The organism is Bradyrhizobium sp. SZCCT0231, assembly GCF_018130245.1.
GTDB classification, from domain to species: domain Bacteria; phylum Pseudomonadota; class Alphaproteobacteria; order Rhizobiales; family Xanthobacteraceae; genus Bradyrhizobium; species Bradyrhizobium japonicum_F.
Genome location: NZ_JAFCKP010000009.1, coordinates 1 through 15,390, shown reverse-complemented (window position 1 = coordinate 15,390; position 15,390 = coordinate 1). Strand labels below are relative to the sequence as shown.

At 65.2% G+C, this 15,390-nt stretch carries 13 protein-coding genes; 7 read left to right on the top strand and 6 right to left on the bottom strand.

The window, feature by feature from the left end; translation table 11 throughout:
• Positions 1–16: 16 nt before the first annotated feature.
• Positions 17–1,291, bottom strand: coding sequence for an allantoate amidohydrolase (locus JQ566_RS20955; protein ID WP_212375091.1), 1,275 nt, complete (start codon positions 1,289–1,291; stop codon positions 17–19).
• A gap of 392 nt (positions 1,292–1,683) precedes the next feature.
• Here JQ566_RS20955 and JQ566_RS20950 point away from each other — a divergent pair, with 392 nt between their 5' ends.
• The 5 genes from JQ566_RS20950 (at position 1,684) to JQ566_RS20930 (ending at position 7,248) form a co-directional block, all read left to right on the top strand.
• Positions 1,684–2,169 (top strand): nucleoside deaminase, encoded by a 486-nt coding sequence (locus tag JQ566_RS20950; protein WP_212375445.1) that lies wholly within the window; start codon positions 1,684–1,686, stop codon positions 2,167–2,169.
• Positions 2,170–2,545: 376 nt separating this feature from the next.
• A complete protein-coding gene (locus JQ566_RS20945) occupies positions 2,546–4,117 on the top strand; it encodes an ABC transporter ATP-binding protein (RefSeq protein WP_212375090.1) in 1,572 nt (523 codons plus the stop codon).
• Positions 4,101–5,192 carry an ABC transporter permease gene (locus JQ566_RS20940; protein WP_212375088.1) on the top strand — a complete coding sequence of 364 codons (1,092 nt, stop codon included), beginning with the start codon at positions 4,101–4,103 and terminating at the stop codon, positions 5,190–5,192. Before JQ566_RS20945 ends, JQ566_RS20940 begins: the two co-directional genes overlap by 17 nt.
• On the top strand, positions 5,179–6,096 hold the full coding sequence (locus JQ566_RS20935) for an ABC transporter permease (protein ID WP_212375086.1): 918 nt from the start codon (positions 5,179–5,181) through the stop codon (positions 6,094–6,096). The genes JQ566_RS20940 and JQ566_RS20935 overlap by 14 nt, the downstream gene beginning before the upstream one ends.
• Positions 6,097–6,171: 75 nt before the next feature.
• Entirely contained in the window at positions 6,172–7,248 is a 1,077-nt protein-coding gene (locus JQ566_RS20930) for a BMP family ABC transporter substrate-binding protein (protein WP_212375443.1), read from the top strand.
• 109 nt (positions 7,249–7,357) lie between these two features.
• On the opposite strand, the gene JQ566_RS20925 is transcribed toward JQ566_RS20930, so the two are convergent.
• Positions 7,358–8,707 carry an 8-oxoguanine deaminase gene (locus JQ566_RS20925; protein ID WP_212375084.1) on the bottom strand — a complete coding sequence of 450 codons (1,350 nt, stop codon included), beginning with the start codon at positions 8,705–8,707 and terminating at the stop codon, positions 7,358–7,360.
• Between the two features lie 146 nt (positions 8,708–8,853).
• Here JQ566_RS20925 and JQ566_RS20920 point away from each other — a divergent pair, with 146 nt between their 5' ends.
• Complete coding sequence (locus JQ566_RS20920; RefSeq protein WP_212375082.1) at positions 8,854–9,681, top strand: FAD binding domain-containing protein; 828 nt, start codon at positions 8,854–8,856, stop codon at positions 9,679–9,681.
• Positions 9,678–12,404, top strand: coding sequence for a molybdopterin-dependent oxidoreductase (locus tag JQ566_RS20915; RefSeq protein ID WP_212375080.1), 2,727 nt, complete (start codon positions 9,678–9,680; stop codon positions 12,402–12,404). The genes JQ566_RS20920 and JQ566_RS20915 overlap by 4 nt, the downstream gene beginning before the upstream one ends.
• On the opposite strand, the gene uraD is transcribed toward JQ566_RS20915, so the two are convergent.
• The 4 genes from uraD to JQ566_RS20895 form a co-directional block, all read right to left on the bottom strand.
• Positions 12,401–13,288 (bottom strand): 2-oxo-4-hydroxy-4-carboxy-5-ureidoimidazoline decarboxylase, encoded by an 888-nt coding sequence (gene uraD, locus JQ566_RS20910; RefSeq protein WP_212375441.1) that lies wholly within the window; start codon positions 13,286–13,288, stop codon positions 12,401–12,403. The two genes, JQ566_RS20915 and uraD, sit on opposite strands and share 4 nt — an antisense overlap.
• A 4-nt stretch (positions 13,289–13,292) precedes the next feature.
• Positions 13,293–14,228, bottom strand: coding sequence for an allantoinase PuuE (gene puuE / locus JQ566_RS20905; RefSeq protein WP_212375078.1), 936 nt, complete (start codon positions 14,226–14,228; stop codon positions 13,293–13,295).
• Positions 14,229–14,642, bottom strand: coding sequence for a DUF3830 family protein (locus JQ566_RS20900; RefSeq protein ID WP_025037689.1), 414 nt, complete (start codon positions 14,640–14,642; stop codon positions 14,229–14,231). It abuts the gene before it with no gap.
• Positions 14,643–14,710: 68 nt separating this feature from the next.
• Positions 14,711–14,911 (bottom strand): hypothetical protein, encoded by a 201-nt coding sequence (locus JQ566_RS20895; RefSeq protein ID WP_434057829.1) that lies wholly within the window; start codon positions 14,909–14,911, stop codon positions 14,711–14,713.
• Between the last annotated feature and the right edge of the window lie 479 nt (positions 14,912–15,390).

Below are 15,390 nucleotides of genomic sequence, written 5' to 3'. Positions count from 1 at the left end.
ACGGCCGTCCGGCTGTTCAGCTCGCTGCGGCGCGGCTCTCCCGTGTCTGAAAATTCTCGATGACCCTGAGCAACACCCGCGCGCCGGCGTCGGCATCGGCGAGCTCGACATGCTCGTCCGGGTGATGGCTGATGCCGCCGCGGCAACGGACGAAGATCATGCCGACATCGGCAATGTCGATCATCGCCATGCCGTCGTGTCCTGCCCCGCTCGGCAGCTCGAACACGGAAAAGCCTTCGGTTTCGATCGCCTGCGCGATCTGCTCCTTGAGCCACGGCGCGCAGGGCGCGGTGCGGTTCTCATGGGTGACGTCGAGCTGAAGGGCCAGCTGCCGGCGCTTGGCGATCGCCTCGATCTGGCGGACGATATCGGCCACAGCGCGCTTGCGGTGCATGTCGGTGGGCGCACGCATGTCGATTGTGAAGGATACTTCGCCCGGAATGACGTTGGTCGCGCCGGGCCTCGCCTGGATGTAGCCGACGGTGCCGACCAGGCCGCCCTCGTCGGTGCGGCAAAACTGCTCGATCGCATTGATGCATTCGGCCGCGCCGGCGAGCGCATCACGACGCAACCCCATCGGCACGGTGCCGGCATGACCGGCCATGCCGGTCAGCCGCGCGGCAAGGCGCGTCGCACCGGCAATCGCGGTGACGACGCCCACGGGCAGGTTCTGCGCTTCCAGCACCGGCCCCTGCTCGATGTGCAATTCGAGATAGGCAAGCAGCTCGCGGCGCGCCCGCGCGGCCGCGCCGATATGGTCGGGATCGAGGCCGAACTGCACGAGCGCCTCGCGCATCGACACACCATTGCTGTCGCGCGTATTCAGGACGCTCTCGTCAAAAGTGCCGGCCACCGCACGGCTGCCGAGCAGGGTCGAAGCGAACCGCACCCCCTCCTCGTCGGCAAAGCCGATCACCTCGATCGCAAACGGCAGGCGCTTGCCGCGGCGGTTGAGATCGGCGACGCAAGAGATCGCCGTGATCACACCCAGCGGTCCATCCCATTTGCCGGCATCGCGCACGGTGTCGTAATGCGAGCCGAGCATCAGGCAGGGCGCGCCCGGCCGTTCGCCTTCGTAGCGACCACAGACGTTGCCGATCGCGTCGATGCGCGCGCTCATGCCGGCTTCGCCCATCCAGCTCAGGATGAGGTCCGCGGCCTCGCGCAGCTCCTTGGTGAGATAGATGCGGGTGAGGTTGTCACCTCCTTCCGAGATCGCGGCCAGATCGTTGATCCGACGCACGATCGTTTCGCCGAGCGATGCGTTTTGAACGGCGTTAACGGCCCCCATCTCGATAAATTTCCTCTTCTCTGGACCGCGGAAGCTGCTGTCCTGGCAACAAACGTTACGAGTTCGGTGCCAGCCAAATCACGCACCGGCGCCGGCCCCAACATGCGCGTGATTAGCATGAATGCGCGTACGCGCCAGGCTGCCTCGCGCCGGCCATTCACGCGGGCGGGCCAACGCCTGTATTTGCATCCGGCACCTTTCCTTATCAGGATCTGGATGGGCCGCATAATCAATATTTTTCAATAGGTTATCTGGAAAATGCCTTCGTCGACGACCGCCCGACCGGCCGCTGGTGATGTTCCAGGGCAAATTGTGTATGAAGCACGGACCAGCGAAGCCGACCTTCACCTTCGTCGGCCCGGCGCATGGCGGGCATTGACCGCGGGGTAGCGATGGACGGCGGGTCCGAATGTGACGAACACTTCCTGCGCCTGTCGTTCGCGGTCGCCCGCCGCTCGCTGACCCATGGCAATCATCCCTTCGGTTGCATCATTGTCGCAGCCGACGGCGACGTCCTCGTCGAGAGCGAGAACGGCTACCTCCCGGATCATGACGGCACCGCGCATGCCGAACGTCTCGCGGCCACCCAAGCCTGCCGCACGCTCACGCGCGAGGTGCTGGCGAAAGCCACGCTCTATTCGTCAGCCGAACCCTGCGCGATGTGTGCGGGCGCGATCTACTGGGCCGGCATCGGCCGCGTCGTCTATGGCCTCAGCGAGCCTCGCCTGCGCGGCATCACCGGCAACCATCCGGAGAACCCGACCCTCGACCTGCCATGCCGCGAGGTCTTTGCCAGCGGCCAGCGGCCGACGGAGGTCGTCGGCCCACTGCTCGAAAATGAAGCTGAAGCGCTGCACGACGGCGTTTGGACGAAGTAGCAGCACATCCCAAAGGAGATGACGCCGTTTGTCTAATCGCGCCCTATGCGATGCCGAATTGGAGCAGCTGCCGCGACCGCTGCGCTTCAGCGATGGACGGACCGAAGCGTCATTGCTCAACATGGTCTCAGGTCTGCACAGCGGGTTCCAATTTGGCTTGAACCGTCACAAATCTGCAACAGGCAACGCTCACCGGCGCAATTGCTCGCACTGACCAGAGTGCCGGTCGCGGAGCTGGTCGCTCAGCATCGATGACCACCCGCTGGACCATCGCTTGCCGAAGCGCTGGGCAAGGGATGATGCTTTTTCTCATCTTACGCCGCGGTTCAAACTGGCCCACTATCGAGGCACTTCCCCCATGCAAGCGCATCAGCGAATGTTAGATCCGACGCCCAACGGCCAGAATTCCGGCGAGTCCCCGCTCCTGAGGACGATCGGCCTCACCAAGCGCTATGGTGATTTCCTTGCCAACGATTCCATCGACATCGACATCTGGCCAAGGGAAATCCACGCCCTGCTCGGCGAGAACGGCGCCGGCAAGTCGACGCTGGTCAAGGCCATCTACGGGCTGATCCAGCCCAGCGCCGGCGAGATCCGCTGGCAGGGCCAACGAATCGTGCTGTCCGGTCCCTCGGAAGCACGCAGCCGCGGCATCGGCATGGTGTTCCAGCATTTCTCGCTGTTCGACAATCTCACGGTTGCCGAGAACGTCGCGCTCGGCCTCGACGGAAAGGAGTCCTTCAAGGACATGTCGGCCCGGCTGGAGCAGGTATCGAAGACTTACGGTCTGCCGCTCGATCCCAAGCGCGAGGTCTGGCAACTCTCCGTTGGCGAGCGCCAGCGCATCGAGATCGTCCGCGCCTTGATGCAGGATCCGAAATTCCTGATCCTGGACGAGCCCACCGCGGTGCTGACCCCGCAGGAAGCCGACCAGCTCTTCATCGTGCTGGAGCGGCTCAAGGCCGAAGGCCGTGCCATCCTCTATATCAGCCACAAGCTGGAGGAGGTGAAGCGGCTCTGCGACACCGCGACGATCCTGCGCGGCGGCAGGAAGGTCGAGACCTGCAACCCTCGGCTCGAAACCGCCGCCTCGCTCGCGCGGATGATGGTCGGCGGAGAGGTCAAGGAAGTGAAGGCCGCATCAGGTCGCAAGACCACCCTGCCTCGGCTCGTCGTCAACGATCTCTCGCTCGCCCCCGCCGAAGCGCATGGCGTGCGGCTCGAGCATATCTCATTCGAGCTGAAGGGCGGCGAGATCCTCGGCATCGCCGGCGTCGCCGGCAACGGCCAGGACGAATTGTTCGCCGCGCTGTCGGGCGAGCGCCTCTCGAAGGACCCCGGAACGGTGGTGATCGAAGGCATCGCCGCTGGCCATCTGTCGATCACCCAGCGGCGCAAGCTGGGCGCGGCCTTCGTTCCCGAGGAGCGGCTCGGCCACGGCACCGCACCGCGCATGAAGCTGTCGGAGAACGCCCTGCTCACCGGGCACGCCGCCAGCGGCATGGTCCGTCGCGGCTTCATCGATACTGCGGCCACGCTGAAGACCGTCGACCGCGCGACGGAGACGTTCGACGTCCGCAAGGCCAAACGCGATCCGGAAGCAGCCTCCCTCTCCGGCGGCAATCTGCAGAAATTCATCGTGGGACGCGAGATCCTGCGCAATCCGGCGGTGCTGGTGGTGAGCCAGCCCACCTGGGGCGTCGATGCCGGCGCCGCCGCCGTCATCCGTCAGGCGTTACTTGACCTCGCAACCGCAGGCGCCGCCGTCCTCGTCACCAGCCAGGACCTCGACGAACTCGCCGAGATCGCCGACCGCATCGCCGTGATGTTCCACGGCAAGCTGTCGGCTCCGCTCGCAGCGAGCGAAGCAAGTCGCGAAAAGCTCGGCCTTCTCATGGGCGGCAGCAGCCTGGAGCCGAAGGAGGTCGCGCATGCAGCTGGTGCTTGAGAAGCGCGCCGAGCGCTCTGGCACGATCGCACTGGTGTCCCCACTGATCGCGATTGGCCTCACGATCGTGACCATGGTCATCCTGTTCGCAATACTGGGCAAGAATCCGCTGCTCGCCCTGCATGCCTATTTCATTGCGCCTTTGACCGACGGCTATTCGCTGCAGGAGATCGCGGTGAAGGCGACGCCGCTGGTGATGATCGCGATCGGGCTGTCGCTCTGCTATCTCGCCAATGCCTGGAACATCGGCGCCGAGGGGCAATTCCTGATTGGCGCCGTGGCCGGAAGCTGGATTGCGGTGAAGACGCAAGGCACCGACGCCGGCGCCTGGGTGCTGCCGGCCATGCTCATCCTCGCCGCCTCAGCGGGCGCGCTCTATGCGCTGATCCCGGCGATCTGCAAGGTCAAGTTCGGCGCCAGCGAGATCCTGACCAGCCTGATGCTGGTCTATGTCGCCGATCTCTTCCTCGACTATCTCGTGCGCGGTCCCTGGCGCGATCCGCACGGCTTCAACTTCCCGACCACGGCCGAGTTCGATCCAGTGGCGACGGTGCCGCTGCTGATCGAAGGCGGCCGGCTGCATCTCGGCTCGATCATCGCCTTGCTCGTCGTCGCAGCGGCCGTCATCCTGCTCGGGCGCACCATCAAGGGTTTTGAGATCCGCGTGGTTGGAGCTGCGCCCCGTGCGGCGCGGTTCGGCGGCTTCAACGCCGATCAGCTGATCATTCTGACCTTCGCGGTATCAGGCGCACTGGCGGGCCTCGCCGGAATCATCGAGGTTGCAGGCCCGGTCGGGCATCTCCAGCCCGGCATCTCGCCTGGTTACGGATTTACCGCGATCATCGTTGCTTTCCTCGGCCGCCTGAACCCGCTTGGAATACTCATTGCAGGCCTTTTCCTCGCATTGACCTTTATCGGCGGCGAGCAGGCTCAGATCGCGATGAAGATTCCGTTGGACGTCACCAAGGTGTTTCAGGGCATTCTGCTGTTCTACGTGCTCGCCTGCGATTCCCTGATCCTGTACCGTTTCAAGCTGGTCTTCCCGAACCGACAGGTGACCCGTGGAGCTGGTTGAGGCCATCATCCTCGCGGTGCTCGCCGCGTCGACGCCGCTGCTGATTGCGGCGACCGGCGAGCTCGTGGCCGAGCGTTCCGGCGTCCTCAATCTCGGCGTCGAGGGCATGATGATCGTCGGCGCGGCCTGCGGTTTTGCGGGCGCGTGGCTGACCGGATCGATCTTCATCGGCGCGCTGTTCGGCATCATCGCGGGTACGCTGATGTCACTGATCTTTGCATTGATGGCTCTCGGGCTTGCGGTCAACCAGGTTGCAACAGGCCTCGCGCTGACCATCTTCGGCATCGGGCTCTCCGGCCTGATCGGCGCCGGCTTCGTCGGCGAGCGCATCACGCCGGCCGTGCACCTCTATATTCCCGTCCTGGCCGACATTCCGCTGATCGGCCGCGTGCTGTTCGGCGAGGACGGCTTCGTCTATTTCTCGGTCGCGCTGATCGCAGGCGTGTGGTGGTTCCTGTACCGCACGCGGGCGGGATTGATCCTGCGCGCCTGCGGCGACAATCACGTCTCCGCGCATGCACTCGGCTATCCCGTGCTGCGCATCCGCACCTTCGCGGTGATGTTCGGCGGCGCCTGCGCGGGTCTTGCGGGGGCCTATCTGCCGCTCGCCTATACGCCGTTTTTCATTCCGGGCATGACCGCGGGCCGCGGCTGGATCGCGCTGGCGCTTGTGGTGTTCTCGTCCTGGCAACCGGGCCGGCTCGTAGTCGGCGCCTATCTCTTCGGTGCAGTGACGATCCTGCAATTGCATGCGCAGGGCTGGGGCGTCGGCATTCCCTCGCAATTCATGTCGGCGCTGCCTTACCTCGCGACCGTCATCGTACTGGTCCTGCTCTCCCGCGCGCGCACGGGCGGCTCGACCGCACCGGCCGCGCTCGGCACGGTGTTCGTGCCCGACCGCTGAACCTCACTCCACGGCGTGCGCGATGGGGCGCGCGCGTTGTAGATCGTGGTTTTCCCCTGATGTTGGAGATCGATGATGAGGAAATCGCTTCTTGCGCTGGCTGCCGGGCTTTTTCTTGCCGGAAACGTCAGTGCAACCTCCGCCGCCGACAAGCTGAAGGTCGGCTTCATCTATGTGGGTCCGATCGGTGACCTCGGCTGGACCTATCAGCACGACCTCGGTCGTCAGGCACTGGTGAAGGAACTGGGCGACAAGATCGAGACCACTTATCTCGAGAACGTGCCCGAAGGTCCCGACGCCGAGCGCTCGATCGAGCAGCTCGTCCGCGCCGGCAACAAGCTGATCTTCACCACGTCCTTCGGCTACATGGATTCAACCCTGAAGGTCGCCAAGAAATATCCGAACGTGCATTTCGAGCACGCCACGGGTTACAAGCGCAACCCGAACATGTCGACCTATTCGGCGAAATGGTATCAGGGCCGCTACATTCAAGGCCTGATCGCGGCCAAGATGTCGAAGTCGGGCGTGCTCGGATATATCGGCTCGTTCCCGATTCCGGAGGTCGTCTCCGGCATCAACGCCACGATGCTGGCGGCGCAGACCATCAACCCGAACATCAAGGTCAAGATCATCTGGGCCAACACCTGGTTCGACCCGGGCAAGGAGGCCGACGCCGCCAAGGCGCTGATCGACCAGGGCGCCGACGTCATCATGCAGCATACGGACTCGCCAGCCGCCATGCAGATCGCCAGCGAACGCGGCAAGCTGGCCTTCGGCCAGGATTCCGAGATGATCAAGTTCGGACCCAAGACCCAGCTGACCTCGATCCTCGACACCTGGGGGCCCTACTACATCGAGCGCGTCAAGGCCGAGCTCGCCGGCACCTGGAAGTCGGAGGACACCTGGGGCGGCCTCGACAGCCACATGTTTGCGATGGCGCCCTACACCAACATGCCTGACGATGCGAAAAAGATGGCCGAGGATGCCCAGGCCGCAATCACCGCGGGCAAGCTGCATCCGTTCAAATGCCCGATCGTTGGGCAGGACGGCAAGCCGGTCGAGTGCAAGGGCGGCGATCGCCTCGACGACGGCCAGATCCTCGGCATGAATTTCTACGTGAAAGGCATCGACGACAAGCTGCCGGGCAAGTAGCACGCTTCTTGCATCGCCCAAATCACCTGCTCCTCCCGGAGGAGGTTCGGAGGGGGTGGCCAGAAGCACCCGGCACTTGTGGCTGCCCCCTCTTTCTATTCCGCCCCGACTATCGCTCCTGCATGGCCCGCGCCGCGGAACTGTGGCGGCGGATGAGGTCTGCCACATCGAGGCCCGGGATCGCACCGTCGATCACCGCCCATTTTCCGGCCACCATCACCCGGTCGGCGCGATGCGCCCCGCACAGCACCAGCGCAGCCAGCGGATCGCCATGACCGGAGAAGCGCAGCTCATCGAGCCTGAACAGCGCGAGGTCCGCCGCCTTGCCGACGGCGATCTCGCCGAGTTCCGGGCGGCCGACGCACGCCGCCGAGCCCTTGGTGGCCCAGCGCAGCGCATCCTTGTGGCTGACCTTCGTCACGCCATAGCGCGCGCGTTGCAGCAGGAACGCGGCCCGCACCTCCTGCATCAGATTTGACCCGTCGTTGGAGGCCGAGCCGTCGACACCGATGCCGATTCCGACGCCGGCCTCTTCCATATCGCACACCGGGCAACAGCCGGACGCGAGCAGCTGGTTGCTGCACGCGCAATGGCTGATGGTCGTCTTCGCCTTGGCGAGGCGCTTGATCTCGTCGTCGTTGAAAAAAATACCGTGGGCGAGCCAGGTCCGCGCGTTAAGCCAGCCGCATTGCTCGAGATAATCGAGCGGGCGGCAGCCATACATCTGCTCGCAGAATCTGTTCTCGTCCTCGGTCTCGGCGAGATGGGTGTGCAGGCGCACGTCGAGCTTGTCGGCGAGATCGGCCGTCGCGCGCATCAGCGACGTCGTCACCGAGAAGGGTGAGCAGGGTGCCAGCGCGATCTGCACCATCGCGTCCGCGCCGCGCTGGTGATGTTTTGCGACCACGCGTGCGCTGTCGGCCAGGATGGTGTCCTCGTCCTGCACCACGCTATCAGGGGGCAGGCCGCCATCGCGCTGCGACAGGTTCATCGAGCCGCGCGTGAGCAACACCCTTAACCCGAGGCGCTTCGCCACCGCCACCTCGATATCGACGGCGTCTTCGAGTCCGGCTGGGAAGACATAGTGGTGATCCGTCGTGGTGGTGCAGCCGGAGAGCAGCAGCTCGGACATCGCCGCGGTGACGCCGAGCTCGAGCGCTTCCGGCGTCAGCCTCGCCCACACCGGATAGAGCGCCTGAAGCCAGGGGAACAGCTCGCGGTCCATCGCGGCCGGCAGCGCCCGCGTCAGCGTCTGGTAGAAATGATGATGCGTATTGATCAGACCCGGCAGCACGACGTGCTCGCCCGCGTCGAACACCGCGACATCAGCGGTTGCGGGCACACCGCCGGCCGGCACGAGCTCGACGATTCGGCCGCCCTTCACCACGATGCCGCGCTCGGCACCGTCGGCGAGGATGGCCAGGGGATCCCTGATCCAGGTCGAACTTGTGTCACTCATGATCCTGCCTCCCCTCACACAAGCTGACGGCAGGCCTGCAAGGCGGAGGACGACTGCGTCCCTGCTCCGACTTGTTGTTGCCACTTGGCTCCCGTCTTGCAACACTTCTCTCGGACGATTCACCTGGCGGAAGCGTTGGCGCAGCCATGGACTTGAATACCATCACAGCCGTCGCCCATCCGCAAACGCGCGCGCAGCTGCCCGTTTGGACGGCAGGCGATGCTTGGCTCGCAGGCGGCACTTGGCTATTCTCGGAGCCGCAAGCGCATCTGACACGACTGATCGATCTCACCGATCTGAAATGGCCGGCGCTGACGCTCACCGAGAGCCACCTCTCGATCGCCGCCACCTGCACCATCGCGGAGCTCGACGGACTCACCTGTCCGTCCGATTGGCTCGCGGCGCCGCTGATCAACCAGTGCTGCCGGGCCTTTCTTGCTTCGTTCAAGATCTGGAAGACCGCGACCGTCGGCGGCAATCTCTGCATGTCGCTGCCGGCGGGACCGATGATCTCGCTCACATCAGCGCTCGACGGCGTCTGCACCATCTGGAAGGCCAGCGGCGGTGAACAGAAGCTTCCCGTCGCCGAATTCGTCACTGGCAACCAGCGCAATCGGCTGACGCCAGGCGACCTGCTCCGGCAGATCGATATCCCAACCGCCGCACTGAAGCGCCGCACAGCATTTCGCCAGATCTCGCTGGCGCCGGTCGGCCGCTCGGCGGCGCTGCTGATCGGCAGTCTCGAAGCCGATGACACGCTGACCCTCACAGTCACCGCGTCGACCGTGCGGCCGATCCAGCTACGCTTTCGCAAGGCTCCGGACGCGAGCACGCTGCGCACCGCGCTCATGCAAGGGATCACCGATGATCTGTACCACGCTGACATCCATGGCGCCCCACTCTGGCGCAAGCATATGACGCTGCGGCTCGCCGAGGAAATTCGCGGCGAACTCCTGGGAGCAACGCAGCCATGAGCTTCGAGGTCAACGGAACGATTTTTGCGCAAGAGCCGCGGGCCGGTCAGTGCCTGCGCACGTTCCTGCGCGAGCTCGGCCATTTCGGCGTGAAAAAGGGCTGCGATGCCGGTGATTGCGGGGCCTGCACCGTACTGCTGGATGGCGAGCCGGTGCACAGTTGCCTGATCCCGGCGTTCCGGGCCGAGGGCCGCACCGTGACCACGATCGAAGGTCTTGGCAGCGACCATGGCGCGCATCCGATGCAGCGAGCCTTCATCGATGCGCAGGCCTTTCAATGCGGCTTCTGCACCGCCGGCATGATCCTGACCTGCGCCTCGCTGAACCAGGCGCAGCGCACCGATCTCGGCACCGCGTTGAAGGGCAATATCTGCCGCTGCACCGGTTATCGTTCGATCGAGGATGCGATCCTCGGCACGACCAATGTCGAGGCGAGCGTCGAGGCCGGCGCCGCCTTCGGCCGCAGCCTTGCGGCCCCCGCAGGCCCCGATGTCGTGCGCGGCAAGGCACGCTACACCTTCGACACCGCAATCGAAGGCCTGCTGCATATCAAGCTGCTGCGCTCGCCTCATGCGCACGCCAGGATCGTCGCGATCGACAGGTCGGACGCTCTTCGCGTTCCCGGCGTGCACGCTGTGCTGACGCATGAGGATGCGCCGCCTGTCCTGATCTCGACTGCGCGGCACGAGAGGGACTGGATGGATCCTGAGGACACCCGTATCCTCGATGACATTGTCCGTTTCATCGGGCAGAAGGTCGCCGCCGTCGTCGCCGAGAGCGAGACTGCCGCCGAGGAGGCGTGCCGCAGGCTGAAGGTCAGTTACGAGATTCTGCCGGCATTGATCGATCCCGAGCAGGCGATGGCGCCGGGCGCGCCCGTCATTCATCCTGACCGCACCACCGCGAACCGCGTCGCGGACGCCCAGCGCAACCTGGTCGCGGAAACGCATGGCGAATTCGGCGACGTCGCGGCGGCGCTCGCTACCTCCGCCGCTACCTACGAGGCCACTTTCCACAGTCACCGCGTGCAGCATGCCGCGCTGGAGACTCACGGCGGGCTCGCCTGGCTCGACGATGCGGGCATTCTTAACGTCCGCACCTCGACGCAGGTGCCGTTCCTGACCCGGCGCGCGCTGTCGGACATCTTCCAGCTTCCGATGGACAAGGTCCGCGTGTTCTGCGAACGCGTCGGCGGCGGCTTTGGCGGCAAGCAGGAGATGTTCGTCGAGGACCTTCTGGCGCTCGCTGCGCTCAGGACCGGGCGGCCGGTCAAGCTGGAGCTCACCCGCGAGGAGCAGTTCATCGCGACCTCGACGCGGCATCCGATGCGGGTCCACATCAAGGCGGGCGCCGATGCCGACGGCAAGCTCACTGCGCTCCAGCTCGACGTGCTCTCCAACACCGGCGCCTACGGCAATCATGCCGGCCCCGTGATGTTCCACGCTCTGGCCGAGTCCATCAGCGTGTATAATTGCCCGAACAAGCGGGTCGACGGCGCCGCCGTCTACACCAACACGGTGCCGGCGGGCGCGTTTCGCGGCTATGGCCTGCCGCAGGCGCTGATCGCGGTGGAAGCGGCGATCGACGAGCTGGCCAGGCAGCTCGGCATCAGTCCCTACGAGATGCGCCGGCGCAATATCATCAAGCCCGGCGATCCTATGCTGTCGCCGCCGCCGTCCGACTATCACGACGTGCTCTACGGCTCCTATGGGCTCGACCAGTGCCTCGGCCTCGTCGAGCGCGCGATGCAGGCCGATGGCCCGCAGCCGGAGCTGTCGCCGGAATGGCTGATCGGTGACGGCATTGCGCTGACCATGATCGACACGGTGCCACCGGCAGGCCACATCGCCGACGCGACGATCGCGCTCAACGACGATGGCGGCTTCGACCTCACCGTCGGCACCGCCGAGTTCGGCAACGGCACCAGCACCGTGCACCTCCAGATCGCCGCGACCACGCTGGCGACCACGGTCGAGAGAATCCGCCTGCGACAGTCCGACACCGCCCATGGCGGCCACGACACCGGCGCCTATGGCAGCGCCGGCACCTTCGTCGCGGGCAAGGCGACGCATGCGGCAGCCGTGCAGCTTGCGACCGAGCTGAGGGCGGCCGCCGCCGGCGCGTGGCTATGCGACGTGGACATCTGCGTGCTCGATGCGGACGCCGTCGTCAGCGGCGTACGGCGCATGCCCTTTAAGGAGCTGGCGAAGCTCGCGCGCGAGCGCGGCCAGCCGTTCACAGGCAGCGGCAATTCCGGCGGCACGCCGCGCTCGGTCGGGTTCAACGTGCAGGGCTTTCGCGTCGCGGTGAACAAGGGCACCGGCGAGCTCCGGATTCTCAAGAGCGTGCACGCCGCGGACGCGGGCGTCGTCGCCAATCCCATGCAGTGCCGCGGTCAGGTCGAAGGCGGCGTGGCGCAGGCGCTTGGTGCTGCGCTCTACGAGGAGATGGTGATCGACGCGAACGGCCGCGTCGTCAACCCGAAATTCCGCGACTACCACCTGCCCTCCTTCGCCGACGTTCCGCGCACGGAGGTGTTCTTCGCCGAGACGTCCGACACGATCGGGCCGCTGGGTGCCAAGTCGATGAGCGAGAGCCCGTACAATCCGGTCGCCGCGGCGCTCGGCAATGCGATTGCGGATGCCACCGGCATTCGCTTCACCGCGCCGCCGTTCAAGCCGGACCGGCTGTTTCCGGCGCTGCACGAGAAGTTCGGCCGCTAGCTGCCGCGATAGGTCGAATAGCTCCAGGGCGTGACCAGCAGCGGCACGTGGTAGTGATTTTCCGGCTCGCTGATGGCGAAGCGCAACGGGATCTCGTCGAGGAACGGCGGCTCGGACAGCGGCACGTTGCGCTCGGCATAATATTTGGCGACGCTGAAGCGGAGCTCGTAGCGGCCGATTGGCAATGGACGGCCGCCGATCAACGGCTGGTCCGTGCGACCATCCGCATTGGTGACGGTCCGCGCGATGATGCGGTTTTCGCCGAGCGCGGAGAGCTCGACGAGCTCCACCGGGATGCCCGGCGCGGGCTTGCCAATGTGGTTGTCCAGCACATGCGTCGAGAGCCGGCCGTGCACCTTCAGCTTGTCGTCGGCAGAGACGAGCTGATCGAGCCGCAGCGCGGAGATGCGGCCGATCTCCTCGATCGCACGCCGCGTCTCGGTCTTGGCGATATTGAGCAGTCGCGCCTCGAAGTCGCGCAGCACGGAATCCTTGGTGTGACGGCGCACGCAGACGATATAGGGGAAGCCGAACTTGTCGCGGTACGCATTGTTGGCGCGCTCGAACGCCGCATATTCGGCCTCCGACAGCCGGTCGAGCCCGGCGCTGTTCTGCTCGTCGGTCGATTCCGCCGTGAGGCCGGCGGCGAGCTGGGTCTTGTTGGCGAGATCGGGATGCGCCCGGATCAGCGCCAGCTGCATGTCAGGCTCCGCACCCTGGATCGCCGCCATCAGCGCGGCGTGCAACTGGTTGATGCCGGCGAACGGCCGCCTTGCCGCAAGCTGCTCGGCGATCCACGGCGAGTATTCGACGACATTGGCGAGCGCCGCAACGAAGTCAGCCGTGCTTGCAGCGTTGAGATCGGCGAGCGAGATCTGCGACATCATCTCACCCGATCTCGAATGCGTCGGCGGCAAGATCGGCGTGCTTGTCGTGCCAATGCTGTGCGATCTGCAACCGCGTCGGCACCCAGACGCGCTCATGCTTGCCGACATAGTCGAGGAAGCGGATCAGGCCCGCCGCACGGCCGGGCCGGCCGGCGAGGCGGCAGTGCAGGCCCACCGACATCATCTTCGGCGCAGTCTCGCCTTCGGCGTAGAGCACGTCGAAGGCGTCCTTCAGATAGGTGAAGAACTGCTCGCCTTCGGCAAACCCCTGCGGGTTGATGAAGCGCATGTCGTTGGCATCCAACGTATAGGGAATGATGAGCTGCTTGCCGTTCGCGCCCCTGACCCAATAGGGCAGATCATCGGCATAGGAGTCGCAGAGATAGAGGAAGCCGCCCTCCTCCATCAACAGCCGGTTGGTATTGATCGAGGAGCGTCCGGTGTACCAGCCCAGCGGCCGCGAGCCGGTCGCCTCAAGGTGGACGCGAATGGACTCCGCGATCTCGGCGCGCTCCTGCGCCTCGGTCATGTCCTTGTGCTCGATCCATTTCAGGCTGTGGCTGGCGATGTCCCAGCCTGACTCCTTCATCGCTGCGACGATCTCGGGATTGCGCTTGAGCGCAGTGGCGACGCCGAACACCGTGGTCGGCCACTTCCGCTCATTGAACATCCGCCACAGCCGCCAGAAGCCGGCGCGCGAGCCATATTCGAACATGGATTCGATGTTGGCATGGCGCTGGCCCGGCCAGGGCTGCGCGCCGAGCACGTCGGACAGAAACGCCTCCGAGGCGCGGTCGCCGTGCAGGATGTTGTTCTCGCCGCCCTCCTCGAAATTGACGACGAACTGCACCGCGACCCGCGCGTTGCCGGGCCACTGCGGATGCGGCGGATTGCGGCCGTAACCGCGGAGATCGCGCGGGTAGCGGGGCTCAGTCACTCAGACTTCCTCGAAGCGGATCGGCAGGGCGCCCTTCCACAGCACGCTCTTGCCCAGCGTCGCCAGATTCTCCAGGCCCGACGTCAGCGTGATGAAATGGTTGCCGGCGAGCTGGCCCATCTTGCTCGCAAAGTGCACGCCGCCATAGGCCAACAGGATCTCGGTTTCGCTGATGCCGCCCGGGTACAGGATGATCTGGCCGGGCGCGGGATAGCTGGTATGGTTCTCGTAGCCCACGCCGAAATCGAGATCGCCGAGCGGCATCCAGACCGCCTCGCCGCTCCAGCGCACATGGATGATATGGCTTTCGAACGGCAGCGCCTTGCGGAACGCGGCGACGGTCTTGGGCGCCGCTTGCTCCTCGAAGCGGGCATCGAAGGTGAAATCGCCGGCGCGGATAACGAGTTTGCTCATCTCATCTCTCTGGATCGGGGCCGGTGGCCCCACGGGGAACTTTCAAGCAAAGAGCATTCCCGACAGCTTCACGCAAGTGGTTCCGCTTGCGCCGGCGAGGATGGCGCCGGCAGGGTCTCGCATTTCATGGAGTAGACCAGCGTGCCATCCGCGGTCCGCCCGATCGGGGCACAGGGATCGGGATACGCCGCATTGGTCTTCGGCGTCATCCTCACTTGCGCGGCGACCGGAGAAGCCAGCAGCACCAGGACCAGCAGATATCTCGACATCATTGTCGCCTGGAAACTCAACCGGCCCCATTGAACCGGATTGCGGCGGGCAAGTCCATCGGCGCCGCGGGCGGAATTGCCGAATATTTGGCCAACGCTGGGCGTCGTCTGGCGGGCCGTCATTGCGGGCGACAATGCAGCTCTCTCGTGTCCCGGACAAGCTGCAGCGCGCGAGCGTTACGGCGCAGAGCCGGGACACGAGAGCGGAATGGAATATAGCGCATGCACTCTCTTCCTCGTCATTGCGAGCGCAGCGAAGCAATGACGGAGCAAGGGGCGGCACTGCAGCTCCCCAACATGCACTTCAACACGCAGACACGCCTTCGCATCCTCGCGGCGCATTTCGCCCGAGCTTTGCTTGATCTCGCCACCCTCTAAATCAAGAGGGCGCAGGGAAGGCCGCATAGGCGTTAAGGTAGCGCAGGCATGGATTGATACCGACGTTTTCGGGGAGGCTCGCGCAGGTGCCGCCCAAGCGC